This window comes from Qaidamihabitans albus, from assembly GCF_016464705.1.
In the GTDB taxonomy this organism is placed as follows: domain Bacteria; phylum Actinomycetota; class Actinomycetes; order Mycobacteriales; family Pseudonocardiaceae; genus Qaidamihabitans; species Qaidamihabitans albus.
Genome location: NZ_JAEHOB010000002.1, coordinates 350,857 through 374,166, shown reverse-complemented (window position 1 = coordinate 374,166; position 23,310 = coordinate 350,857). Strand labels below are relative to the sequence as shown.

Sequence of the window (23,310 nt, the reverse complement as noted above, 5' to 3'; positions counted from 1 at the left end):
GTGGCCGCTATCATATACCTCCAAACGCAAAACTTCTGTACGTCGACAGCAATAGATGTGAGAGCCGGAACCGAAGTAAAACCGCTGTGAAGGGGAGCGAGGGAGCTTTACCCGCGCCTCGCGGTAGTAAGGCTCCCTTGCTCAGGCGGCGCTCGGTGGTGGAGCAGACTGGGGCGCGTGGACGGAGAGCGGGAAACCGGCCCGCCGCGCCGGGGAGAGCTGCGGATCTACCTCGGCGCGGCACCGGGGGTCGGCAAGACCTACGCGATGCTCAGCGAGGCGCACCGCAGGCGTGAGCGCGGTACCGACCTCGTGGTCGGCTTCGCCGAGACCCACGGCAGGGTGAGGACCGCGGAGTTGCTCGACGGGCTGGAGATCGTTCGCCCTGCCCAGGTCCCCGGGCACACCGAGATGGACGTGGACGCGGTGCTCGCCAGGGCACCCGAGGTGGCGGTCGTCGACGACCTCGCCCACACCAACGCGCCCGGTTCCCGCAACGAGAAGCGCTGGCAGGACGTCGAGGCGCTGCTCGAGGCCGGGATCAACGTCCTGACCACGGTGAACGTGCAGCACCTGCAGAGCCTCGGCGACGTGGTCGAGGCCATCACCGGCGTCCGGCAGCGGGAGACCGTGCCGGACGAGATGGTGCGCCGGGCCGAGCAGGTGGAGCTCGTCGACATCACGCCCGAGGCACTGCGGCGCAGGCTCGCACACGGCAACGTGTACCCGGCCGACCGGATCGACGCGGCGCTGAGCAACTACTTCCGGCCGGGCAACCTCACGGCGTTGCGCGAGCTCGCCCTGCTGTGGGTGGCTGACCAGGCGGATCTGGCGCTGCAGCGCTACCGCGCCGAACAGGACATCACCGACACCTGGGAGGCGCGCGAACGTGTCGTCGTGGCGATCACCGGCGGCCCGGAGAGCGAGACGCTGATCCGCCGCGCGCGCCGGATCGCCACCCGCTCGGGCGCGGAGCTGCTTGTGCTGCACGTCCTGCGCGGTGACGGCCGGGCCGGGTTCGGCCCGGCGCCCGCGGGCGGGTACCGGGAGCTCGCCGAGGGCGTCGGCGCCACCTTCCACACGGTCGTCGGCGACGACGTGCCCACGGCACTGCTCGACTTCGCCCGCGGCGTCAACGCGACCCAGCTCGTGCTGGGGACCTCGCGCCGGTCGCGGCTGGCCCGGCTGTTCGACGAGGGGATCGGCGCGACCGTGGTGCAGCGGTCCGGGCCGATCGACGTGCACATGGTCACGCACGAGGAGGCGGGCGGGCGGCTGCGTGCCAAGCTCGGCCGTGGCCCGTTCACCTCGTTCCGGCACGCCGCGGGCTGGGCGCTGGCGCTCGCGCTGCCCGCACTGGTGACCGCCGTGGGAACCGCACTGCGGGCACAGCTCGACTTCTCGACGCACGTCGTGGCGTCGATCCTCGCGGCGGTCGTCGTGGCGCTGGTCGGCGGCGTCGGCCCGGCACTGCTCGCCGCCGTGTTCTCCGCCGTGCTGCTGGAGTTCTTCCTCGCCGAGCCCTACAACTCGCTGGCGGTGTCCTCGCCACGCCTCGTGGTGACCCTGGTGGAGATGCTCGCGGTCGCCGTCGTGATCGCGCTCGTCGTGGCCTCCGCCGCGGCCCGCGCGACGCTCGCCGCACGGGCACGTGCGGAGGCCTCCCTGCTCGCCTCCTACGCGCGCACGGTACTGACCAGCCCCGCGCCGCTGGAACGTCTGCTCGACAAGGTGCGGGAGAACTTCGGGCAGGCGTCGGTGGCCCTGCTGGAGAAGCGGGACGGGCAGTGGCGGCGCGTCGCGGCGGCGGGCAGTGAGCCGTGCGCGGAACCGGACCGGGCGGACGTCGACATTCCCGTGACGACGGACGTGCACCTCACCCTGCGCGGCCGCTCGCTGCCCGCCGCCGACCGCGGTGTGCTCGAAACCGCCGCGGGACAGGCGCTACTCGCGCTACGCCAGCAACGGATGGCGGTGGCCGCCGCGGAGGCCGAGCGCAAGGCCGAGGCGACGGAGCTGCGCACCGCGCTCCTCTCGGCCGTCGGGCACGACCTGCGTACCCCGCTGACCTCCATCAAGGCGTCGATCGGCAGCCTGCGGGCGAGCGACCTGGAACTGTCCGGAGAGGACACCGAAGAGCTGCTGGAGGCGATCGAGGTTTCCACCGACCGGCTGGCCGGTCTCGTGGACAACCTGCTGGACTCCTCCAGGCTGGCCACCGGAGCGGTGCGCCCGCACCTGCATCCGGTCGGTTACGACGAGGTCGTCGGCCGCGCTCTGTCCGCTGTGGACGCGACGGAGCCGGTCGTCGTGGACGTGGACGAGCGGTTGCCGCCGGTCCTGGCCGATCCAGGGCTGCTGGAGCGGGTGGTGGCCAACGTCGTCGACAACGCGCTGCGGCACGGTGCGGGCGGCGGCCCGGTGGCGGTGCGCGGCAGCGCGCACTCCGAGCACGTCGAGCTGCGGATCGTCGACCACGGACCCGGCCTGCCGAAGGGCACCGCCGAGTCGGCGTTCGCACCGTTCCAGCGATTGACGAGCACGGCCACCGCAAGCACGACCATGGCGGGTGGCGGCAGGAGTGGTGCGGGTGACCGTGCCGCCACCCCGGGCGTCGGGCTCGGGCTGTCCGTCGCGAAAGGGTTCACCGAGGCGATGGGCGGCTCCATCCGGGCCGAGGACACTCCCGGAGGCGGGCTCACCGTGGTGATCTCGCTGCCGACCGAACGTGGAGCGAACCGATGAGCGAATGCACGGTACTCGTGGTCGACGACGAGCCGCAAATCGTGCGCGCACTGCGCATCAACCTGACCGCCCGCGGCTACCGGGTGCTGACCGCCCACGACGGCACGGCGGCGCTGCGTGCGGTGGCCGAGGGCAAGCCGGACGTGGTGGTGCTCGATCTCGGCCTGCCCGACATGGACGGCATCGCGGTGATCGAGCACCTCCGGGGCTGGACGCGGGTGCCGGTCATCGTGCTCTCCGCCCGCGACGGATCGACGGACAAGGTGCACGCGCTGGACGCCGGTGCGGACGACTACGTGACGAAACCGTTCGGGATGGACGAGTTGCTCGCCCGGCTGCGGGCGGCGGTGCGCCGCTCGGCGGTGTCCGCTTCGGACACCGACGTGGTGGTGGAGACGCCTGCGTTCACCATCGACCTCGCCGCGAAGAAGGTGCGCCGGGACGGCACGGACGTGCACCTGACCAGGACCGAGTGGGGTGTGCTCGAACTGCTGGTGCGCAACCGGGGGCGGCTGGTGGCGCAGAAGCAGCTGCTGCACGAGGTGTGGGGGCCCGCCTACGACACCGAGTCCAACTACCTGCGCGTGTACGTCGCGCAGTTGCGCCGCAAGCTCGAACCGGAGCCCTCACGGCCCCGGTACCTGCTCACCGAACCGGGAATGGGCTACCGCTTCGAACCATGAGGCCAGGCATGCCCGCGCGCCGCATTCGAGCTGGTCCGGCCTCGTGAGTGCGGAGACGAGTTAGAACTCGCCTGCGCACTCACGAGCGGTGACCAGGCGAAATGGCTCCGGAGGTCATTCCGGGGGCGACGTCGGCGTTGTTGGCGTGGTCTCGGTGCTCGTCGGAGTGGACTCGTCGCTGCTCGACGAGGTCGTGCTGCTGGAGCTGCTGGTCGACGACGTCGTGCTGCTAGAGCTCGAGGTGGTGCCGGGCAGCTGCGTTCCCGGTGAGCCGGGGTGCCCCGGGCCGCCCGGACGGGTGCCCGGGCCGGTGCTCCGGCCGGGGTTGTTGTTCGTGGTTTCGCTCGGAGTGAGCACCGTGGTGGTCCGCTGGCCGTCCGGGCCGGTGCTCACCACGGTGGTGGGGGCGGTCGTCGTGGTCGGCAGCGTGCCGGTGACCGCGACGCCGTCGATCATGATGGTCGTCTCGCCCGGTATCGCCTGGCCCGGCACGAGCTGCGGTCCGCCGTTCGGGCCCGCGTTGCCCGCGTGCTGGGTGGGGACCCGGCCTTCGTTCTCGGGGTCGCCGGGGCCCGCGACCTGCGCGATCGCACCGAACGCCGTGGCGAGCAGCAGGCCGCTCGCCGCGAGCGCGATGTAGCCGACGCGCTGGAACCTGGCGGCGGACTCGCGGGGCGGCGCGACCTCGGCGCGCGGGCGTGACCCGGGGGAGGGGGTCATGCATTACTCCTTGGAGTTGCTGACTTCACGGTGAGTTCTCGCTCCGATCCACCCGGATGGTGTTCGCCCGGGTGGCGTACCCAGGCGGGAAACCTACCACCGCTGAGTGGCCACCCGTGAAGGCGCTTCTGTCAGCGGTTCACTGTCTGCGACGAACGGCGTGCGGCACGATGGGGACGTGGTTGACGAAACGAAAGAGACCCGCCTGACCGCGTGGGTGCACGGTTCCGTGCAGGGTGTCGGTTTCCGCTGGTGGACGCGCAGCCGGGCGCTGGAACTCGGCCTCACCGGCAGTGCGGCCAACCTCGCAGACGGCCGGGTCGAGGTGATCGCCGAGGGCCCGCAGGAACACTGTGAGCGCTTGCTCGCGGCACTGAGGTCTTCGGAACCACCCGGTCGAGTGCACCACGTCATCGAACGGTGGTCACCCGCCCGTGGCGACCTGGACGGCTTCGTCGAACGCTGACACCCGGCACGGCACCGCCGGGCACCAGGTCCCACGGTGGCGGAGGGCTCCCGGGTAGCATCTGTCGGTTGGAAACGGGAGTCGGTAGGGGAAAGGTCAGCCCGCGTGCACCTGAAAAGCTTGACGCTCAAAGGCTTCAAGTCGTTCGCGTCGGCGACCACCCTGCGGTTCGAACCCGGAATCACCTGCGTCGTCGGCCCGAACGGCTCCGGTAAGTCGAACGTGCTCGACGCCCTACGCTGGGTGATGGGCACGCAGGGGGTCAAGGACCTGCGCGGCGGCAAGATGGAGGACGTCATCTTCGCCGGGACCTCCGGCCGCGCGCCGCTCGGCCGCGCCGAGGTGACCCTGACGATCGACAACGCCGACGGCGCGCTGCCCATCGACTACAGCGAGGTGTCGATCAGCCGCCGGATGTTCCGCGACGGCGCGAGCGAGTACGAGATCAACGGCAGCTCCTGCCGGCTGCTCGACATCCAGGAGCTGCTGTCCGACTCCGGCATCGGCCGCGAGATGCACGTGATCGTCGGGCAGGGCCAGCTCTCCGAGATCCTGCAGGCCAAGCCCGAGGACCGGCGCGCCTTCATCGAGGAGGCGGCGGGCGTGCTCAAGCACCGCAAGCGCAAGGAGAAGGCGCTGCGCAAGCTCACCGCGATGCAGGGCAACCTCGACCGCCTCACCGACCTCACCACCGAGCTGCGCCGCCAGCTCAAGCCGCTGGGCAAGCAGGCGGAGATCGCGCGCAAGGCGCAGGCCGTGCAGTCCGAGCTGCGCGACGCGCGGCTGCGGCTGCTCGCCGACGAGCTGGTCACCCAGCGGCAGCAGATCGCCAGGGAAGAGGCCGACGAGAATGCCGCCCGCGCCCGCCGCGCCGAGGTGGAGCAGGCACTGGAGGTGGCGACCTCCGAGCAGACCGAACTGGAGGAGTCGCTCGCCGAGGACGCGCCACGGCTGGCCGCGGCCCAGGACACCTGGTACAAGCTCTCCGCGCTGGCGGAGCGGCTGCGCGGCACGGTGCGCCTGGCCGTCGAGCGGCAGCGGCACCTTACCGCCGAGGTGGAGACCGGCGGCACCGGCCGCGACCCGGAGGAGCTGCTTGCCGAGGCGGAACACGCCGCCGAGCGTGAGCAGGAGCTCGCCGAGGAGGTCGCCGAGGCCAGGGCACTGCTCTCCGGCACGGTCGAGCGCCGCGAGCACCTGGAGCGCGTCGTGCAGTCCGCCGAGCGGGCGCACATGGCGGCGGTGCGCGCGATCGCCGACCGGCGCGAGGGCATCGCGAAGCTCTCCGGCCAGGTCGACGCCCTGCGCAGCAAGTACAACGCCACGGCGGAGGAGATCGAACGGCTCACCGTGGGCATCGAGGAGTCCGGTGCCCGCGCAGAGGCCGCCGCCGAGGAGCTGGAGCAGGCCCGTGCCGAGGGCGGGGTCGAGGAGTCCGACGACGCGGACCTGCAGGACCGGCACGATCGCGCGGTGGAGGCCAACGACGCCGCCAAGGCCCGGGTCGAGGAGCTGGTCAAGGCCGAGCGCGCGGCCGAGCGCGACATCGCCTCCGAGAAGGCCAGGGTGGACGCGCTGTCCATGGGCCTCAAGCGCAAGGACGGTGCGGGCGCCCTGCTCGGGGCCGGCGACGAGCTGCCCGGCCTGCTCGGCTCGGTCGCGGCGCTGCTGACCGTGGACGCCGGCTACGAGGTGGCGCTCGCAGCGGCGCTGGGTCCCGTCGCCGACGCGGTCGCCTTCGCCGCGGGCGGGGACGCGCTCGCCGCGCTGCGCTATCTCAAGGAGAACGAGTCCGGCCGCGCGGGCCTGCTGCTCGGCGGCAGCGTCTCGGACACGGTCGACCCCGCGAGCTGGCCCGCACTGCCGGCGGGCGCGCGCTGGGCGCGCGAGGTGGTCAAGGCGCCGGAACCGTTGCGGCCCGCGGTCGAGCGCGCGCTCGACCGGATGGCCATTGTGGACGGTCTCGACACGGCCCGCGAGCTCGTGGCCGCGCACCCGGACGTCCGGGCGGTCACGGGGGACGGCGACGTGTTCGGGGCCCACTGGGCGGCGGGCGGCTCGGCGCGCGACGAGAGCGTGATCGAGATCCAGGCCGCCGTCGACGAGGCGCAGGACCGGCTCGCCGCGGCCGAGCGGACGTTGCAGCGCACCGCCGCGGAGCTGGAGGGCGCCCGCGCCGAGCAGCAGGACCGCCGCGACGAGGTCGGCCGGGCCAAGGAGGCGCTCAACGAGGCCAAGGTGCGCAAGGCCCGCTCGTCCGAGCGGCTCAGCAGGATGGAGCAGGCGGCCCGTTCCGCCGAGGCCGAGGTCGAGCGTCTGCGCAACCAGCGGGTGAAGGTGGAGCAGAGCCGGGAGGACGTGCTCGCGCAGCTCGGCGAGCTGGAGGAACGGCTCGCCGCGGTGGCCGAGCAGCCGGTGGACGAGGACCCCGACACCACCGAGCGCGACGAGGCCGCGGACTCGCTCTCCGTGGTGCGCCAGGAGGAGGTCGACGCCCGGCTCGCGTTGCGCACGGCCGAGGAGCGGGCCAGGGGCATCGCGGGCAAGGCCGACTCGCTGCGCCGGGCCGCGCAGGCGGAGCGCGAGGCCCGTGAGCGCGCGGAACAGGCACGGATCGCCAGGGCGCGGGGTGCCGAGATCGCGGCGGCCGTGGTCAGTGGCGGCGAGGTGGCGCTCGAACGGATCGAGCACTCGCTGCAGCGGGCGGCGTCCGAGCGCGACGCCGCCGAGCAGCGGCGGCAGCGGCGGGAGGAGGCGCTCGGCCAGATCCGCAACCGCGTCCGCGAGCTCACCGGTGAGCTGGAGAAGCTGACCGACGCCGTGCACCGGGACGAGGTGCTGCGCGCCGAGCAGCGGCTCCGGCTCGAGCAGCTGGAGACCAAGATCGTCGAGGACTTCGGTATCGGCCTCGACGACCTGGTCGCCGAGTACGGCCCGGACGTGCCGGTGCCGCCTGGCGCGGGGGAGATGGCCGAGTACGAGGCGGCCAAGGAGCGCGGCGAGACGGTCATGGCACCGCAGCCGATCCCGTACGAGCGGGACACGCAGTCCCGCAGGGCAAAGCGCGCCGAGAAGGACCTGGCCCTGCTCGGCAAGGTCAACCCGCTCGCGCTGGAGGAGTTCGCCGCGCTGGAGGAGCGCTACAAGTTCCTCTCCACGCAGCTGGAGGACCTGAAGGCGACCCGCAAGGACCTGCTCACGGTCATCAAGGAGGTCGACGACAAGATCCTCGAGGTGTTCTCCGGCGCCTACCACGATGTGGCGCGCGAGTTCGAGATCGTGTTCTCGGTGCTGTTCCCCGGCGGCGAGGGCCGCATGGTGCTCACCGAGCCCGACGACCTGCTCGCCACCGGCGTGGACGTCGAGGCCCGGCCGCCCGGCAAGAAGGTGAAGCGCCTCTCGCTGCTCTCCGGCGGGGAGAAGTCACTGGTCGCGGTCGCGATGCTGGTCGCGATCTTCCGCGCCCGGCCGTCGCCGTTCTACGTGATGGACGAGGTCGAGGCCGCGCTGGACGACACCAACATGCGCCGCCTGATCGGGCTGATGGAGCAGCTGCGCGCGGCCTCGCAGCTCATCATCATCACGCACCAGAAGGCGACGATGGAGATCGCCGACGCGCTGTACGGCGTCAGCATGCAGGGCGACGGCATCACGCAGGTGATCTCCCAGCGACTGCGCAAGGACACCGACGAGGTGGAGCAGCCTGCCACGGCCTGACCTCGAGTCCCCCGCCCAGGCCCGCGGAACGGCGAGCCCTCCGCGGGTCAGCGGGTCCAGCCCTCGGAACGGGAGGCGCGGAGATAGTCCTCGATCGGTGGTTCGACCGGGCGGCCGTCGTACTGGGTCGACAGCACCACCGACGAGCGCAGCTCGCCGTGCTTGCCGATCCGTTCCAGCAGCCCCTCGAAATGCTCCAGCGAAGCCGTGCGCACCTTCAGCATCGTGCAGAAGTCGCCGCTGAGCCGGTGCACCTCGGCGACCTCCGGGTAGTCCTCGGCCGTGCTGGTCTTGAGCAGGCAGCTGCTGAGCGCACAGCGCAGCTGGATGAACGCGAGGAAGGGATAGCCTGCCCGCCGCGGGTCCACCTGCGCCTGGTACCCGCTGATCACCCCGGTTTCCTCCAGCCGCCGGACCCGCTCCGCCACCGCGGGCGCGGACAGCCGCACCCTGCGGCCCAGCTCCTTGTACGAGAGCCTGCCGTCCAGCTGTAGCTGCTCGATCAGCTGCCAGTCCAGCTCGTCCAGCGGCTTCTCCGATCGGAAAGTCAACGCGACGACATCCTTTCCGCGTGGATGGCGGGTGGTGGCGAAGTCCTTCGCTCGTGCATTCGTTTCGCCGTAACACTTCCATAGCATCATTCCTGTGACAGCACCAGTGATCGGCACCGTCGCGGCGGTCGGGCGCGGACGGTCGATGGGCGCCCTGTTCGCCGGCGTCGCCCTGATGAACACGGCCATGGTCGGCGCGAGCACGGCGGGAACGCTCGTCGCGGCGGAGATCAACGGGCCCGCGTGGAGCGGGCTGCCGAGCGCGGCCGGGGTGCTCGGCACCGCGCTCGGCGCGCTAGGAGCGGGCACGCTGCTCGCCCGCAGGGGCAGGCGCTTCGCGTTGCTCGGCCTGTACGGCCTCGGGGCAGGCGGAGCGACAGTGGCGGTGGCCGGTGCGCTCGCGTCGTCGTTGCTGCTGCTGGTCACCGGCATGGTGCTGCTCGGACTCGGCAACGGCGCCGCGCAGCTGTCCCGGTATCTCGCCGCCGAGCTGTACCCGGCGGAGCGCAGGGCCACCGGCCTCTCCACGATCGTCTGGGCGGGCACGGTCGGCGCGGTCGCGGGTCCCGCGCTGATCGCGCCGGCGGCCGGTGTGGCCGAACGGCTGAACCTGCCCGGACCGTCCGGACTTTCCGGCCCGATCGCCGCCGCCGCGCTGGTGACGGTGGGCGCGGCGCTGGCGGTCACCGCGCTGCCGCGTCCCGCCGCCACGCAGGCCGCCCCGGCGGCCACCGGCCTGACGCCGCGAACGGCGCTCGCCGCCCTGCGCCGCCCGGTCGTGCTGACCCCGCTCTGCGCCATGGTGGCCGCCCAGGTCGCGATGGTGGCGGTGATGTCGATGACGCCGCTGCAGCTTCACCAGCACGGGCACGGGCTCGACGTGGTGAGCTGGGTGCTCGCCCTGCACATGGTCGGAATGTTCGCGCTGGCGCCGGTATCGGGCCGGATCGCCGACCGCTGGGGCGGGCTGCGGACGATCGGTGGCGGTATCGGCCTGCTGGTGGTCGCGGCCGCGACCGTCGTCCTCGCGCCGACCGCGCACACCTCCGGGTTGCCGATCGCGCTGTTCCTGCTCGGCTACGGCTGGAACCTCGTCTTCGTCGGCGGCAGTGGCCTGCTGAGCCGGGACCTGCCCGCCGAGCAGCGCTCGCAGCAGCAGGGCGCGGTCGACGCGCTCGTCTGGGGAGCGTCGGCGGTGGCCAGCCTGCTCGCCGGTCAGCTGTTCAACGGTGGCGGTTACGTGCTCGTCGCCGTGACGGCCGGGTTGCTCGCGATGGCGCCGCTGGTACTGCTCGCCCGGCACGGCGCCCGGTAGCCCGGCCGCCGATTCGTCGCGGACATCCGAGCGGCGCGGCGGGGACATCTGCCAAGATGCGCGGCATGAATGAGGACGGCTGGCCGGCAGGCGATCCGCGGCGGTTCTTCGACGCCCCGATCGACCAGGAGCATCTGCGCGAAAGCAGCCCGAACATCTACCGCCGCGCAGTCTGGATCGCGGCCGGGCTGGTGCTCGGCTGCGGCCTCGTCGCGCTCGGTGCGTGGGCGATCGTGGACGGGCGCTGGTGGTCGATGCTGACCGGGGTCGTCGGCGTACTGACCGGTGTGGGCCTGCTGATCGGCGGCGTGCTGTCGGGTAACGCCGTCAGGCCCTACCGCGGCGGCCAGCTCATTCCCGGGCTGGTCGTGGAGCAGGCCGACGCGACGGTGCAGATACTCGTGCTGGGTGACACCTCGCGCGATCCGGCCGCCGCACCGGCGTTCGCCTACCGGCTTATCACGTTCCGGGCGCGCGAGCGGACGACGTTCGTGCCGGGGCAGTGGGTTCCCTGTGTCATGCACGGGTTCATCGCGCCGGGCCGTAGCGCGCGCTGGTGGAGCTTCGAAGCATCGCCGATCACGTGGGCGACTGCGGACCCGGACGTCATCGAACGGGCCAGGGCGGCGATCCCCGCGGTCGAGTGGCAGCAGCTGCTCGCCGGCGCGGAGCGGGCTGCCGAGGTACGGCGCAGGTGGACCCGGCTGCTGCGGATTCCCTATGCGGAACTGCCCGAGTCACTGCGCAGGCCCCCGAGCAGGCTCGGGGTCCCGGTCGAGTGGCAGGCGGACGGAAGGGCGAAGTTCGTGGGCTCGGTGGCGGACAGCCCAGACAATACCGACAAAATGGAACTACCGGACATAGCGGACACACACGCGTAGCCGGCAGCGCCCCCAATGCGGCATCGGTAGCGCTCAACGCAACCGGTGCCGCATTGGGGCGCGTCTACCTGGCTCCGTCCGGTGCGGAACCGTCCCATTCGGACAGTGGCGCGCAGTGCCAGCGCCAGCCGGTAAGCCGTGGCCGTCCGGGCAGCGCGGTACGCCCGTTGGCCCACAGCAGTGTCCGCCACGGCTCGGCCTCCGCCGGTGCCCACGGGAACAGCCGCCGCAGCGTCGCCGAGGCCGGCTCGGGCGACGGCGTGAACGCCACCCCGAGTCCCCGGGCCGCGTCACCGGTGTGCACGAGCAGCTCGTCACAGCCCATGGCAGCGAATCCGGAAGCGTCGGCGATGCCCCACGGATGCCACCCCCGCGCGTCCGGTCCACCGGCGTCCACCACGGCGGCGAGCACGGTCACGCTCGCCGACACGGTGCGGGCCAGGTCCACCGGCGAGGAGTCCGGCCGCACCCTGATGTCCTTCGTGGACAGCTCGGTGGCACCGGCGGCGAGGTCGTTCGCGTACCAGCTCAGGGTGTCGCCGATGTGCGCCGCCACCTCGCGCACGCTCCACTTCAGCTCCGGCACCGGTGCCGACCAGTCACCTTCGGTGTGCGCGAGCAGGAATGCGGTGCATTCCGCGCCGGTGGCGCGCAGGGTGGCGGCGTCCACGATCAGGCGGCCTCCTGCCGGGTCGGTTCGTCCTCGGTCGGCCCATGCGCCGGGTGGCGCAGCGACAGCAGCCCGCCGACGAGCAGCGTCACCACCACGCCCAGCGGGACGTACCACGGGAACGCGAGCGTGCTCGTCTCGCCGTCCACGGTGAACTCTATGCCGAGCGCGAAGACGGCCGCGACCACGATCGTGCAGACGAAGGCCACGATGGCGTCGGCCTGCCGGGCGCGCTTGATGAAGATGCCGAGGAAGAAGGCGCCGAGCAGCGCGCCGTAGCTGTAGCTCGCGATGCTCAGACCGAGCTCGACCACCGGCTGGTCGGTGCTGGTGAACATCGAGGCGAACACCACGAACACCACCGCCCAGACCAGCGTCCACAGCTTCGCACTCCTGAGCACGGCCGCGTCGGGGAGCGGGCGCTTGGTGATCCGCTGGTACAGATCGCTCACCGTCGAGGTCGACAGCGAGTTGAGCGAGGACGAGATCGTGCTCATGGCGGCGGCGAGGATGCCCGCCACCAGCAGGCCCGACAGTCCCGCGGGCAACTGCTCGACGATGAACTTCGAGAACAGCTCGTCGTTGCTGTCCAGGCCCAGCTGCTCCGACGTGGCACCGCCGTAGAACGACCAGAGCATCGCGCCGACGAGCAGGAACAGGGCGAACTGCAGGAAGACCACGCCACCGCTGGCGATCACGGCCTTCTGGCTGTCGCGGACGGTGCGGCAGGCCAGCAGGCGCTGCACCATCAGCTGGTCGGCGCCGTGCGAGGCCATCGCGAACAGCGCACCGCCGACGACCGCGGTGATGAACGCGTACTGGCTGGTCACGATGTTCGAGGAGAAGTCGAAGAGCTGGAACTTGCCCGCGTCGACCGCCGCGGAGAACCAGCCGTCCGGGAGCTTCCCGGCGAGGATGAGTACGGCGAAGACCGCGCCGAGCACGTAGATGGCCATCTGGATGACGTCGATCCAGACCACCGCCCGGATCCCGCCGAGATAGGTGTAGGCGACGGCGAACAGCGCGATGACCGCGATGATCGTCCAGTACGGCACGTCCACGCCGAACGACCCGAGAATGACCTTCACCGGGATGGCGGTGGCGAACAGCCGGACGCCGTCGGCGAGCAGCCGGGTGACGAGGAAGGTCACCGACGCGGTGCCCTGCAGCCCGCTGCCGAAGCGCTTCCCGAGGAACCCGTAGGCACTGACCAGGTTCCCGGCGTAGTACTTGGGCAGCAGCATGAACGCGACCAGCACCCGCCCGATGAGGTAGCCGATGGCGAGCTGCAGGTAGGTGACGTTGCCGAGGTAGGCGACCGTCGGGACGCTGATGACGGTCAGCGTGGACGTCTCCGTGGCCACGACCGAGAACGTCACCGCCCACCAGGGGATCCGCCTGCTGCCGACGAAGTAGTCGTTCGACGATTTCTGCTTGCCCCCGATGGCGATGCCGAGTAGCGGCGTTCCCACCAGGAAGACCGCGATGATCGCGAGGTCCAGTGCACGCATTGGTATCTCCTACCGTGTATCGGGGGTGTTCGCTACCCGCAAGCGGGAAATCGCCGTGCGTGACGGCGGAGGCAGGCTGAGCACGCCCGCGCCCGGGGTGATGCTGCCGAGCAGCCGGTGGCCGTTGGCGCCGGTCGCGGTGGGCATGTTCGCCGGCAGCCCGTGCCAGGTCAGCCAGCCGAGGACGGCGGCGAGGTAGGCCTCCTTGGCCTCGGCGGGCAGCCCGAGCTCGTCACTCGGCCGCACGGCGACGCGCCGGGCGAGCGCCCGGATCAGGGCCGGGTTGCGCACGCCGCCGCCGGAGGCGAGCACCGTGCGCACGCCGTGCCGCTCGCATTCCCCGGCCACGGTGACCGCCGTCAGCTCGGTGAGCGTGGCGAGCAGGTCGGGACCGTCGACGGGCGGCAGGCCCGCGGTCGCGGCGTCCAGGTGAGCGGCGTGGAAATGCTCCTTGCCGGTCGACTTCGGCGGCGGCGCCGCGTAGTAGGGGTCGGCGAGCAGCCGCCGCAGCAGGTCCTCGCGCACGGTGCCGCGGGCGGCGAGCGCGCCGTCGAGGTCACTGTGCCGGGCACCCTCGGTGACCCGCGCGGCCGCCAGGTCGAGCAGCGCGTTGCCGGGGCCGGTGTCGTAGGCGAGCACGGCGCCGTCCGGCGGGACGACGGTGAGGTTCGCGATGCCGCCGATGTTCAGTGCCGCCGCGGGACCGCCCGTTTCGGCTGCGAGCCCCCGCAGCCACAGCGCGTCCAGCGTGCTCGCGAGCGGTGCGCCGTGCCCGCCCGCGGCGACGTCGCGGGCACGCAGGTCGGCCACCACGGGCAGGCCGGTGCGCTCGGCGATCCATGCAGGCTGGCCGAGCTGGAGGGTGCCCTCGGCGTGGCCGTTCTCGACCCAGTGGAACACCGTCTGGCCGAGCGAGGCGATCAGGTCGGCACGGCCGCCGGCGAGCCGGTCGATGCCGGTCCGCGCGGCCTCGGCGAACGCCTGCCCGACGCGGGTGTCGAGTTTCGTGAGCTGTTCCGCGCTGCACGGGCCGGGCGGCAGCGCGGCGAGCAGGTCGGCGCGCAGCGGTCCGGGATACGGCAGTTCGAGGTGCCCGAGCGGGATCAGGGTGAGCTCCTCGCCTGCCGAGCGCAGTTCGGTGACGGCGACGTCGATGCCGTCGATCGACGTGCCCGAGATGAGCCCGGCCACCCGCAGGACCGGATGAGATAACGCCACGGCAGTGGTCTAGTCCACGACTGTGCTGTAAGGCAAGTAATCTGGTTCAATTTTCTCGAAAAAGATGCACAACAGGTTGAAGATTGACATCACCCCGCCGGGGGCGACCCGGTCGCCCGGTGACCGGGTGGGAGGATGGCGCCGTGTCGAGCAACGTCTGGTTCTGGGTCATCGTCGTCGCGGCCGTCGTACTGGTGGTCGCACTCGTCGCCGGACTGACCATCGCGCGCAGGCGCAAGATCAGGCTGGAGCGGCGTGCGGCCGAGGCGCCCAAGGGGGGCGGATACCAGGCCGGTGGCGGGATCTCCCTGGCACCCGGTGGCACGGAGACCGAGCGGGCGGAGCCGGCCCCGCCGCATCCCGTCGAGGAGCGCACCGAGACCGACGGCGAGCCCGGGGTCGGCGACGACGCGTCGGTGCCGAGGGACGTGGCCCGGCGCCCGATCGTCGACGTCGGTCTCCCCGACGAGCAGCGGACCGAGGCGCCACCCGCAGTCGAGCCGGAGCCGGAGCCACAACCGGTCGAGGAGGTGCCGCCCGCCGCGGGCCGGATCGAGCGGCTGCGGGGCAGGCTGACGAAGTCCCGCTCCGCGCTCGGGCAGAGCCTGCTCGGCCTGCTCGGCGCCGGTGACCTCGACGAGGACTCGTGGCAGGACATCGAGGACACCCTGCTCGTCGCCGACCTCGGCGCGGCGACCACCACGGAGATCGTCGAGAAGCTGCGCGAGACGCTGTCCACTCGCGGCGTGCGTACCGAGGAGGAGGCCAGGGCCGCGCTGCGGGACGTGCTGACCGGCGCACTGTGGCCGGACGCCGACCGGTCCGTGCGCGCGCTGCCGCACACCGTCGACGGGACCAAGCAGCCCGCGGTGGTGCTGATCGCCGGGGTGAACGGCACCGGCAAGACCACCACGACGGGCAAGCTCGCCCGTGTCCTCGTCGCGCAGGGACGGCAGGTGCTGCTCGGCGCCGCCGACACGTTCCGCGCCGCCGCCGCCGACCAGTTGCAGACCTGGTCCGAGCGGGTGGGCGCCGAGGTGGTGCGCGGCAAGGAAGGCGCAGACCCCGCGTCGGTGGCGTTCGACGCGGTCAAGCGGGGGATCGACGCCGGGGTGGACGCCGTACTGGTGGACACAGCGGGCAGGCTGCACACCAAGACCGGGCTGATGGACGAGCTCGGCAAGGTCAAGCGCGTGGTGGAGAAGCAGGCCGAGGTCGACGAGGTGCTGCTCGTGCTGGACGCCACCACCGGCCAGAACGGTCTCGCGCAGGCGCGGGTGTTCTCCGAGGTGGTCGATGTCACCGGGATCGTGCTGACCAAGCTGGACGGCACCGCGAAGGGCGGCATCGTCTTCCAGGTACAGCGTGAGCTGGGCGTGCCGGTGAAGCTCGTCGGCCTCGGAGAGGGGCCGGACGACCTGGCGCCGTTCGAGCCCGCCGCGTTCGTCGACGCGCTGCTCGGCTGAGCCGGAAGTGCCTCGGTCGTGAGTGCGTAACAGTGTTCTAACTCGCGTAGGCGCTCACGAGAGGTGACCAGGCTCTCGGACCCGCCAGGTGCCTTTCAGGCCGTGAGCCCGCGGGCGGCGAGCTGCTCGGAGAGCTCACCGGCGATGCGCTGCACCACCGGCGCGATGCGGGTCACCGCCTCCTTGGTCAGCCTGCCCTCCGGGCCGGAGACGGACACCGCGGCCGGGGTCGGCGCGCCCGCCACCGGCACCGCGACGCAGCGCACTCCCAGTTCCTGCTCGCTCTCGTCGATCGCGTAGCCCTCCTTCGCGATGTCGGCGAGGTGGCGAAGGAACTCGCCGGGGTCGGTGTAGGTGTGCTCGGTGTAGGCCGGCATCCCGGTCCGCCCGAGCAGCGCGCGCACCTCGCCCTCGGGCAGGTGGGCGAGCATCGCCTTGCCGACGCCGGTGCCGTGCGGCAGCAGCCGCCTGCCCACCTCGGTGAACATGCGCATCGAGTGCCGCGAGGGCACCTGCGACACGTAGACGACCTCGTCCCGTTCCAGCACGGCGAGGTTCGCGGTCTCCTCGACCTCGTCCACCAGCTGTGTGAGCAGTGGCCGCGCCCACGTGCCGAACTGCATGCTGGCGTTCTCGCCGAGCCGGATCAGCCGCGCGCCCAGCGCGTAGCGGCGGTTCGAGTTCTGCCGGACGTAGCCGAGCGCGACGAGGGTGCGGATGAGCCGGTGGATCGTCGGCATCGGCAGGCCGGAGGTGGTCGCGAGCTCCGAAAGGCTCGCCTCGCCACCGGTGTCCGCGAGCAGTTCGAGCAGGTCGAACGCCCGCTGTAGCGACTGCACGCCGCCGCCTGCTGATCTCTCGACCGCCACACCGGCTCCTCTCACGTTGAGCTTCCGCAATGTAGAAACTATAGTCCGAGATGTAAAACAAGATGATCGTCATGCTAAGAAGGGTGAAAGTGGGTGACCGGCGCAGGCCGCGGTCGATCAGGTCACTTTCGGCCGGAATTGGCATCTACCCGCGCTTTTTGAGGTGTTCGCATGTCTGATGTTCGTGTGCTCGGCGATCCGGTCGAGCGCGGCGACGAGGTTCTGACTCCTGCTGCCCTGGAGTTCCTCGGCGGCCTGCACGACGCCTTCGCGGCGACGCGCGACAAGCTGCTGGAGGCGCGCGCACACCGCCGCGAGGAGGCCAAGCGCACCGGCAGGCTCGACTTCCTGCCGGAGACGCGCGCCATCCGGGAGTCGCAGTGGCAGGTGGCGGAGGCGCCGCCCGCGCTGCGCGACCGCCGCGTCGAGATCACCGGCCCCACCGACCGCAAGATGACGATCAACGCGCTGAACTCCGGTGCCAAGGTCTGGCTCGCCGACTTCGAGGACGCCAACACCCCGCACTGGGCCAACGTGGTCGCCGGGCAGGTCAACCTGTCCGACGCGATCCGCAAGAACATCGAGCTGGACAGCGGTGGCAAGCATTACGCCCTGCGCGACGACGTGGAGCACGCGACGATCGTCGTCCGGCCGCGTGGCTGGCACCTCGACGAGCGCGGCATCGAGATCGACGGTCGCAAGGCCGTCGGCGCGCTCGTGGACTTCGGCCTCTACTTCTTCCACAACGCGAAGGAGCTGCTGAACCGGGGCAGCGGGCCCTACTTCTACCTGCCGAAGATCGAGAGCCACCTCGAGGCGCGGCTGTGGAACGACGTGTTCACCCACGCCGAGCGGGAGCTGGGCGTCGAGCACGGCACGATCCGCGCGACCGTGCTCATCGAGACCATCCCGGCCGCGTTCGAGATGGAGGAGATCCTCTACGAGCTGCGTGAGCACGCCTCCGGGCTGAACGCGGGCCGCTGGGACTACCTGTTCAGCATCATCAAGTACTTCCGGGACGCGGGCGAGAAGTTCGTGCTGCCTGACCGCAACAGCGTCACCATGACGGCACCGTTCATGCGCGCCTACACCGAACTGCTCGTGCGCACCTGCCACAAGCGGGGCGCCTTCGCGATCGGCGGGATGGCCGCGTTCATCCCGAGCAAGGACCCCGAGGTCAACGAGAAGGCGATGGCCAAGACGCACGACGACAAGGCGCGCGAGGCCCGCGACGGCTTCGACGGCTCGTGGGTCGCGCATCCGGGCATGGTCGAGCTCTGCCGTGAGGAGTTCGACAAGGTGCTCGGCGACAAGCCGAACCAGCTCGACCGCACCCGCGAGGACGTCGACGTCACGGCCGACGAGCTGCTCGACATCGCCGCCACCGAGGGCAGGGCCACCATGGCGGGCCTGCGCGGCGCGGTGGACGTCGGCGTGCGCTACATCGCGTCGTGGCTCGGCGGCAACGGCGCGGCGGCGATCCACAACCTCATGGAGGACGCGGCGACCGCGGAGATCTCCCGTTCGCAGGTGTGGCAGTGGGTGCGCAACGGCGTCGAGCTGGACACCGGCGACAAGGTCACCGAGCAGCTCGTGCGCTCGGTGCTCGACGAGGTCCGCGGCGAGCTCGCCGACGTCATCCCGGCCGAGCAGCTCGCGGAGGCGGTCGAGCTGTTCGAGGAGGTCGCACTCGCCGAGAACTTCGCCGACTTCCTCACGCTGCCCGCCTACGAGCGGATCCGGTAGTGGCGCAGGCCGGCCGGCTCCCCGACGACGTCTACGCGAGCGTCGACGCCCGGCTCGCCGAGGCGGACGCGCGGGTCGCCGCGCGTTACCCGGGCGAGCCGGCCGGCAGGCAGCCGGTGCACACCGTCTACGTCCCGGCGAACCACTACCGGGCCGGGCTGGCCGCCGAGTGGGGGGAGCGGGCCGGCGCGGTGCTCGCCGAGCACGGCTCCGGCCTCGCCGCCTCGCCGGAGGTGCGTGAACGGGTGCGCCGCAAGCTGGCGGAACAGCCGATCGAGGACCTGCGCATCGACTTCGAGGACGGCTATGGCGCCCCCGGCGACGAGGCCGAGGACACCGAGGCGCTGCGGTGCGGCGCCGAGCTTGCGGCGAGCAGCCCGCCGCCGTTCTGCGGTATCCGGTTCAAGAGCTTCGAGGCCGCGACCCGCCGGCGCGGCATCCGCACGCTGGACCTCTTCCTCGGCGCGCTCGGGCAGCCGCCGTCCGGTTTCGTGGTCACGCTGCCGAAGGTGACCGCGATCGAGCAGGTCGAGGCCGCCGTGGTGGTGCTGGCCGAGCTGGAGAAGGCACACGGCCTGGCGGCCGGCTCACTGCGGTTCGAGGTACAGGTGGAGACGCCGCAGTCGATCCTCGCCGCCGACGGGACGGTCGCGATCACCCGCATCGTGCACGCCGCGGACGGCCGCTGCTCGGGCCTGCACTTCGGCACCTACGACTACAGCGCCGGGCTCGGCGTCAGCGGCGCCTACCAGAGCATGGAGCATCCCGCGGCCGACTTCGCCAAGCAGTTCATGCAGGTGGCCGCCGCCGGTACCGGGGTGCGGCTGTCCGACGGCTCCACCAACCGGCTGCCGGTCGGTGCCGCGGCGACGGTGCACGCCGCGTGGGAGGAGCACGCCCGCCTCGTGCGCCGCTCGCTCGAACACGGCTTCTACCAGGGCTGGGACCTGCACCCGCACCAGCTGCCGAGCCGCTTCGCCGCGACCTACACGTTCTTCCGCGAGGGGGTGCCGGACGCGGCGGCGCGGCTGCGGGACTACGTGCGCGCCACCGAGGGCGGGGTGCTGGACGAGCCCGCCACCGCGCAGGCGCTGGCCGCCTACCTCATCAGGGGCCTCGACTGCGGCGCCGTGGACGAGGCCGAGATCGGCGACCGCACCACGCTCGACCGCGCCGCCCTGCGAAACCTGGTGGACCGCGCCGCCAGCCCCGCCTCGTGAGTGGCTACGCGAGTTAGAACACTGTTACGCACTCACGAGGTGGTTAGGGTGGCGGGGTGACGGACGTGGTGATCGATCTCAACAGCGACCTCGGGGAAGGGTTCGGCGCCTGGTCCCTCGGCGACGACGACGCGCTGCTGGACATCGTCTCCAGCGCCAACGTCGCCTGCGGGTTCCACGCAGGCGATCCTTCGGTGCTGCGCCGCGTCACCGAGCGGGCCGCCGAGCGCGGCGTCGTGGTCGGTGCGCAGGTGGGCTACCGCGACCTCGCGGGCTTCGGGCGCCGGTTCATCGACATGGACCCGCACGAGTTGGTGAACGACCTCATCTACCAGATCGCGGCGCTCGACGGCTTCGCCCGCATCGCCGGGACCAGGGTCGCCTACGTCAAGCCGCACGGGGCGCTCTACAACGCCGTGGCGACGCACGTCGAGCAGGCCGCGGCCGTGGTCGACGCGGTGCACCGCTACGACAGGACGCTGCCGCTGCTCGGCCTGCCGAACTCGGAGCTGCTGCGGCAGGGGGCCGACGCCGGCCTGAGCACGGTGGCGGAGGCCTTCGCCGACCGCGCCTACACGCCGGAGGGGCGGCTGGTGTCGCGGCGCGAGCCCGGCGCGGTGGTGCACGAGCCCGACGAGGTGGTCGAGCGCAGCGTCCTGATGGCCACCGAAGGGCGGGTGACCGCCGCCGACGGCGGGGTCGTCACCGTCCGGCCCCGCTCGCTCTGCGTGCACGGCGACACGGCAGGCTCGGTCGAGATCGCCCGCCGCGTGCGGGAGGGGCTGCGGGCGGCCGGGGTCGAGGTACGCCCGTTCGCCTGACAGCGGTTCACGGGCGTGCCGCCACGGCCAGGAACATCGGGACGGCGAGGAGGAACCGGTCGCTCTCGGCACGGCGCCGCTGCTCGGTGATCCAGGTGTCGGCCTGCTCGCGGGTGATGGCCCCGGCGGCGTGCGCCGCCTCCGCGAACCCGGTCGCCACGGGCAGCATCAGCCGGTCGGTGAGGACGCCGAGACCCGCCTCGACGGTGACCCCGATGAAGCCGCCGTCGAGTAGCAGGTTGCGGTAGCGGCGGGCCGCGCGCGGGTTGGGCAGCGTGTCGGCACGGGCGCGCAGGATCGCCCGGGTGAGTTCGGCGTCGTCGGCATCGACGGCGATCGCGTCCCAGTCCTGGCCGACGAGGACGATGTGGCCGCCGGGAGCGAGCACCCGCCGGGCCTCCGCCACGGCGGCCGGGGCGTCGGACAGCTGGTGGAAGACCTTCTCCGCCCGGTAGCCGGCGAGGGTGCCCTCGGCGAACGGCAGCGCGCAGGCGTCGCCGGTCCGAAAGTCGGCCTCGGGCCAGCGGCCGCGCGCCGTGGCGATCATGTGCTCGTCGGCGTCGACGCCGACCGCGGCGGTGCCCCGCTCGGTCAGCTCGGCGACGGCCCGGCCCGGTCCGCATCCGACGTCTGCCACGAGTGCGCCGGGCGCGAGGCAGAGCAGGTCGTAGGAGCGGTTTCGCAGCGCGACGGCGGTCGGCAGGGCGTCGGCGACGTCGAGCATCGCGATGAGCGTGTCGGTCTCGGTGTGCTCTGTGGTGGACATGCCGCTCAATCTCCTGCTTAATGCCGACATGAAGTCAAGCGAGCCTGAGCGCACTCTCGGCATCGGGCAGGTCGCGGAGCGGTTCGGCCTCGCGACGCACGTGCTGCGGCACTGGGAGTCGATGGGCCTGCTCTCACCGGTTCGGGCGGAGGCGGGGCGCCGCCGCTACGGGCGGGCCGAGGTGTACCGGGTCGCGGTGGTGCTGCGGGCCAAGCAGGCGGGGTTCGCGCTCGACGACATCAGGCGGATGTTCGCCGACGCCGATCCGCGGGCGCGGCAGGCGGTGCTCAGGCGGCACCGGGCCGACCTGGCCCGCCGGATCGCGCAGGCGCAGGAGTCGCTGGAACTGGTGGACCGTGCGCTGGAGTGCGAACACGACGACATCGTGACGTGCCCGCGCTTCCAGGCGGTGATCGAGGACCTCGCCGGCCAGGGTGAACCCGGAACGCGGATCAGCCCTCGATGAGCAGCGCCAGGTAGACGTCGACCTGGTCGCGGAAGTCGGTCAGGTCGACGCCGAGGAGGTCGCTCGCCCGGGCGATCCGGTAGCGCAGCGTGTTGACGTGCACGTGCAGCGCCTTCGCCGCCTTGGCGGGAGAGGCCGAGCATTCCAGGTACACCCGCACGGTGTGCACCAGATCCGTGTGCTGGCCGTCGTCGTAGTCGAGCAGCCTGCCGAGCACGCGCTCGCGCAGGGCCGTCCGCAGTGCGTCCGGCGCGCCGCCGACCAGCAACCGGTGCACGCCGATCTCCTCACCGGACACCACGGCGACCCGCCGCTGCCGCCGCGCGGCCGCGAGCACGGCCTGGCGCGCCTCCTCGGCGGCGCCGCGCAGGCCCGACACCGTCGCCGGGCCGCCGACGCCGATGAGGACGGGCCCCGCCGGGCGCGGCGGGCCGAGTCCGGACAGCGTCTCGGTGGCGGTCGCCGCCCAGTCCTCCGGCCAGCTGCCGCTGGTCTCCACGAGCGCGTAAGCGTCGCCGTCCGCCTCCCCGACGAACACCGCGCCGGGGTGCTCCGCGAGCAGCTCACCCAGCAGTTCGGCACCGACGTGCGGGTCGGGCGTGCGGGCGAGCAGCACCCGCAGCTGCGCGTCGGTGCCGAGGCCGGTCGAGGAGAAGGCGGTGGCCGGATCCGCGCTGCCGCTGGCGAGCAGCCGGATCAGCGGCGCGGCGACCCGCATACCCGCCGCCCGCACGTCGTCCTCGCGGGAGCGCGCCAGCCCGGCCAGCCCGGCCAGCTCCTCGGCGACCTCCAGCGCACCGGGTGACGGCTCGCCGTCCACGGCCAGCACCCACGGCACCGCGTGCCTGCCGCCGATCGAGAGCACCGTGCCCGGCCGGGGCGGCCCGGGAGCGCTGCCCGCGACGACCCGGCCGGTCGCCGAGACCACCCAGCAGTCCGTGCCGAGCTCGGTGGCTCCGTGCGCGAGCAGCGCGGGCAGCGAGGCGCCCTCGGCCGCGGCCGAGAGCAAGCGTTTGCGGGCGCCCTCCGACTCGGCGGCCAGCGCGAGCACCACCCGTTCGGTGATCACCGCGAACGAGAGGTCGGGTGGCACCTCGAGCAGCGGGACGCGGTGGTGCACGCAGGCCGCCACCAGGTCGTCCGGGATGCCGCCGGAGTCCGCGCCCGATGCCGCCAGCGCTGCGCAACCCGCCCGGGCGAGCGCGGCCACGAACTGTTCGGCGTCTCCCGGCTCGCGCCACCAGAGCAGTCCGCTGAGCACCAGCTCCCCGGCCGAGAGATAGCGGCTCGGGTCCGGCAGTTCGGTGACGTAGATCCGGCTGACCTCACGGTCGAGCAGGTCCTCGCCGCTCCGGAGGCGTAGCCGGAGCTCCGGGATACCGAGCAGCGTCCGCACGAGCGTCATGGGTTTGTAGGAAAGCACAAACACCCTCGTCCGCGCTGCCCCTTGTTTCATGTCCCGCCGCCGTTGCCGGGGCA

General features: G+C 72.2%; 19 protein-coding genes. 11 read left to right on the top strand and 8 right to left on the bottom strand.

The features are described from left to right. Positions 1-177 precede the first annotated feature (177 nt). Together JAP66_RS05020 and JAP66_RS05015 are read left to right on the top strand one after the other, a co-directional pair. On the top strand, positions 178-2,745 hold the full coding sequence (locus tag JAP66_RS05020) for a sensor histidine kinase (protein ID WP_199430359.1): 2,568 nt from the start codon (positions 178-180) through the stop codon (positions 2,743-2,745). Then, on the top strand, positions 2,742-3,428 hold the full coding sequence (locus JAP66_RS05015) for a response regulator (protein ID WP_199430358.1): 687 nt from the start codon (positions 2,742-2,744) through the stop codon (positions 3,426-3,428). The genes JAP66_RS05020 and JAP66_RS05015 overlap by 4 nt, the downstream gene beginning before the upstream one ends. A gap of 114 nt (positions 3,429-3,542) precedes the next feature. On the opposite strand, the gene JAP66_RS05010 is transcribed toward JAP66_RS05015, so the two are convergent. Next, a complete protein-coding gene (locus JAP66_RS05010; protein ID WP_199430357.1) occupies positions 3,543-4,148 on the bottom strand; it encodes a hypothetical protein in 606 nt (201 codons plus the stop codon). Positions 4,149-4,326: 178 nt separating this feature from the next. Here JAP66_RS05010 and JAP66_RS05005 point away from each other — a divergent pair, with 178 nt between their 5' ends. Both JAP66_RS05005 and smc read left to right on the top strand, forming a co-directional pair. Beyond that, positions 4,327-4,614 (top strand): acylphosphatase, encoded by a 288-nt coding sequence (locus tag JAP66_RS05005; RefSeq protein WP_307849441.1) that lies wholly within the window; start codon positions 4,327-4,329, stop codon positions 4,612-4,614. A 105-nt stretch (positions 4,615-4,719) separates the two neighbouring features. Next, a complete protein-coding gene (gene smc / locus JAP66_RS05000) occupies positions 4,720-8,331 on the top strand; it encodes a chromosome segregation protein SMC (protein ID WP_199430356.1) in 3,612 nt (1,203 codons plus the stop codon). A gap of 47 nt (positions 8,332-8,378) precedes the next feature. Here the strand turns inward: smc and JAP66_RS04995 are convergent, their stop codons facing one another. Continuing rightward, positions 8,379-8,882: an Lrp/AsnC family transcriptional regulator gene (locus tag JAP66_RS04995; RefSeq protein ID WP_199430355.1), complete on the bottom strand. Its 504-nt coding sequence runs from the start codon at positions 8,880-8,882 to the stop codon at positions 8,379-8,381. A gap of 94 nt (positions 8,883-8,976) precedes the next feature. Here JAP66_RS04995 and JAP66_RS04990 point away from each other — a divergent pair, with 94 nt between their 5' ends. Next, on the top strand, positions 8,977-10,197 hold the full coding sequence (locus JAP66_RS04990; protein ID WP_307849440.1) for an MFS transporter: 1,221 nt from the start codon (positions 8,977-8,979) through the stop codon (positions 10,195-10,197). A 65-nt stretch (positions 10,198-10,262) separates the two neighbouring features. Beyond that, on the top strand, positions 10,263-11,078 hold the full coding sequence (locus JAP66_RS04985; protein WP_307849439.1) for a DUF3239 domain-containing protein: 816 nt from the start codon (positions 10,263-10,265) through the stop codon (positions 11,076-11,078). A 64-nt stretch (positions 11,079-11,142) separates the two neighbouring features. On the opposite strand, the gene JAP66_RS04980 is transcribed toward JAP66_RS04985, so the two are convergent. The 3 genes from JAP66_RS04980 to JAP66_RS04970 are packed head-to-tail and all read right to left on the bottom strand — an operon-like array spanning position 11,143 to position 14,477. Further along, a complete protein-coding gene (locus JAP66_RS04980; RefSeq protein ID WP_199430353.1) occupies positions 11,143-11,748 on the bottom strand; it encodes a maleylpyruvate isomerase family mycothiol-dependent enzyme in 606 nt (201 codons plus the stop codon). Between the two features lie 2 nt (positions 11,749-11,750). Next, positions 11,751-13,259 (bottom strand): sodium:solute symporter, encoded by a 1,509-nt coding sequence (locus tag JAP66_RS04975; protein ID WP_199430352.1) that lies wholly within the window; start codon positions 13,257-13,259, stop codon positions 11,751-11,753. A 9-nt stretch (positions 13,260-13,268) separates the two neighbouring features. Continuing rightward, positions 13,269-14,477 (bottom strand): anhydro-N-acetylmuramic acid kinase, encoded by a 1,209-nt coding sequence (locus tag JAP66_RS04970; RefSeq protein WP_307849438.1) that lies wholly within the window; start codon positions 14,475-14,477, stop codon positions 13,269-13,271. Between the two features lie 143 nt (positions 14,478-14,620). Here JAP66_RS04970 and ftsY point away from each other — a divergent pair, with 143 nt between their 5' ends. After that, positions 14,621-15,943 (top strand): signal recognition particle-docking protein FtsY, encoded by a 1,323-nt coding sequence (gene ftsY / locus JAP66_RS04965; protein WP_199430351.1) that lies wholly within the window; start codon positions 14,621-14,623, stop codon positions 15,941-15,943. 95 nt (positions 15,944-16,038) lie between these two features. Here the strand turns inward: ftsY and JAP66_RS04960 are convergent, their stop codons facing one another. Further along, positions 16,039-16,812 carry an IclR family transcriptional regulator gene (locus JAP66_RS04960; protein ID WP_199430350.1) on the bottom strand — a complete coding sequence of 258 codons (774 nt, stop codon included), beginning with the start codon at positions 16,810-16,812 and terminating at the stop codon, positions 16,039-16,041. A 171-nt stretch (positions 16,813-16,983) separates the two neighbouring features. Between JAP66_RS04960 and aceB the strand changes: the two genes are divergently transcribed. From aceB to JAP66_RS04945, 3 genes are all read left to right on the top strand, one after another. Further along, positions 16,984-18,558 (top strand): malate synthase A, encoded by a 1,575-nt coding sequence (gene aceB / locus JAP66_RS04955; RefSeq protein ID WP_199430349.1) that lies wholly within the window; start codon positions 16,984-16,986, stop codon positions 18,556-18,558. After that, positions 18,558-19,778 carry a DUF6986 family protein gene (locus JAP66_RS04950; protein WP_199430348.1) on the top strand — a complete coding sequence of 407 codons (1,221 nt, stop codon included), beginning with the start codon at positions 18,558-18,560 and terminating at the stop codon, positions 19,776-19,778. The genes aceB and JAP66_RS04950 overlap by 1 nt, the downstream gene beginning before the upstream one ends. Positions 19,779-19,843: 65 nt before the next feature. Further along, positions 19,844-20,599, top strand: a complete 756-nt coding sequence (locus JAP66_RS04945; protein WP_199430620.1) for a LamB/YcsF family protein — start codon at positions 19,844-19,846, stop codon at positions 20,597-20,599. Positions 20,600-20,606: 7 nt separating this feature from the next. Here JAP66_RS04945 and JAP66_RS04940 read toward each other — a convergent pair whose 3' ends face one another. Beyond that, entirely contained in the window at positions 20,607-21,365 is a 759-nt protein-coding gene (locus JAP66_RS04940; protein ID WP_199430347.1) for a methyltransferase domain-containing protein, read from the bottom strand. Positions 21,366-21,393: 28 nt separating this feature from the next. On the opposite strand from JAP66_RS04940, the gene JAP66_RS04935 reads away from it, so the two are divergent. Then, entirely contained in the window at positions 21,394-21,831 is a 438-nt protein-coding gene (locus JAP66_RS04935) for a helix-turn-helix domain-containing protein (RefSeq protein ID WP_199430346.1), read from the top strand. Here the strand turns inward: JAP66_RS04935 and JAP66_RS04930 are convergent. Then, positions 21,818-23,236, bottom strand: coding sequence for a PucR family transcriptional regulator (locus JAP66_RS04930; protein ID WP_199430345.1), 1,419 nt, complete (start codon positions 23,234-23,236; stop codon positions 21,818-21,820). The genes JAP66_RS04935 and JAP66_RS04930 overlap by 14 nt on opposite strands. Positions 23,237-23,310 lie beyond the last annotated feature (74 nt).

What these genes read in the sequence shown, in the direction of transcription:
- JAP66_RS05015 (WP_199430358.1), top strand. Translation starts at nt 2,742, where the DNA reads ATGAGCGAATGCACGGTACTCGTGGTCGACGACGAGCCGCAAATCGTG.
- JAP66_RS05010 (WP_199430357.1), bottom strand. Translation starts at nt 4,148, where the DNA reads ATGACCCCCTCCCCCGGGTCACGCCCGCGCGCCGAGGTCGCGCCGCCC.
- JAP66_RS04985 (WP_307849439.1), top strand. Translation starts at nt 10,263, where the DNA reads ATGAATGAGGACGGCTGGCCGGCAGGCGATCCGCGGCGGTTCTTCGAC.
- JAP66_RS04975 (WP_199430352.1), bottom strand. Translation starts at nt 13,259, where the DNA reads ATGCGTGCACTGGACCTCGCGATCATCGCGGTCTTCCTGGTGGGAACG.
- aceB (WP_199430349.1), top strand. Translation starts at nt 16,984, where the DNA reads ATGTCTGATGTTCGTGTGCTCGGCGATCCGGTCGAGCGCGGCGACGAG.
- JAP66_RS04940 (WP_199430347.1), bottom strand. Translation starts at nt 21,365, where the DNA reads ATGTCCACCACAGAGCACACCGAGACCGACACGCTCATCGCGATGCTC.
- JAP66_RS04935 (WP_199430346.1), top strand. Translation starts at nt 21,394, where the DNA reads ATGAAGTCAAGCGAGCCTGAGCGCACTCTCGGCATCGGGCAGGTCGCG.
- JAP66_RS04930 (WP_199430345.1), bottom strand. Translation starts at nt 23,236, where the DNA reads ATGACGCTCGTGCGGACGCTGCTCGGTATCCCGGAGCTCCGGCTACGC.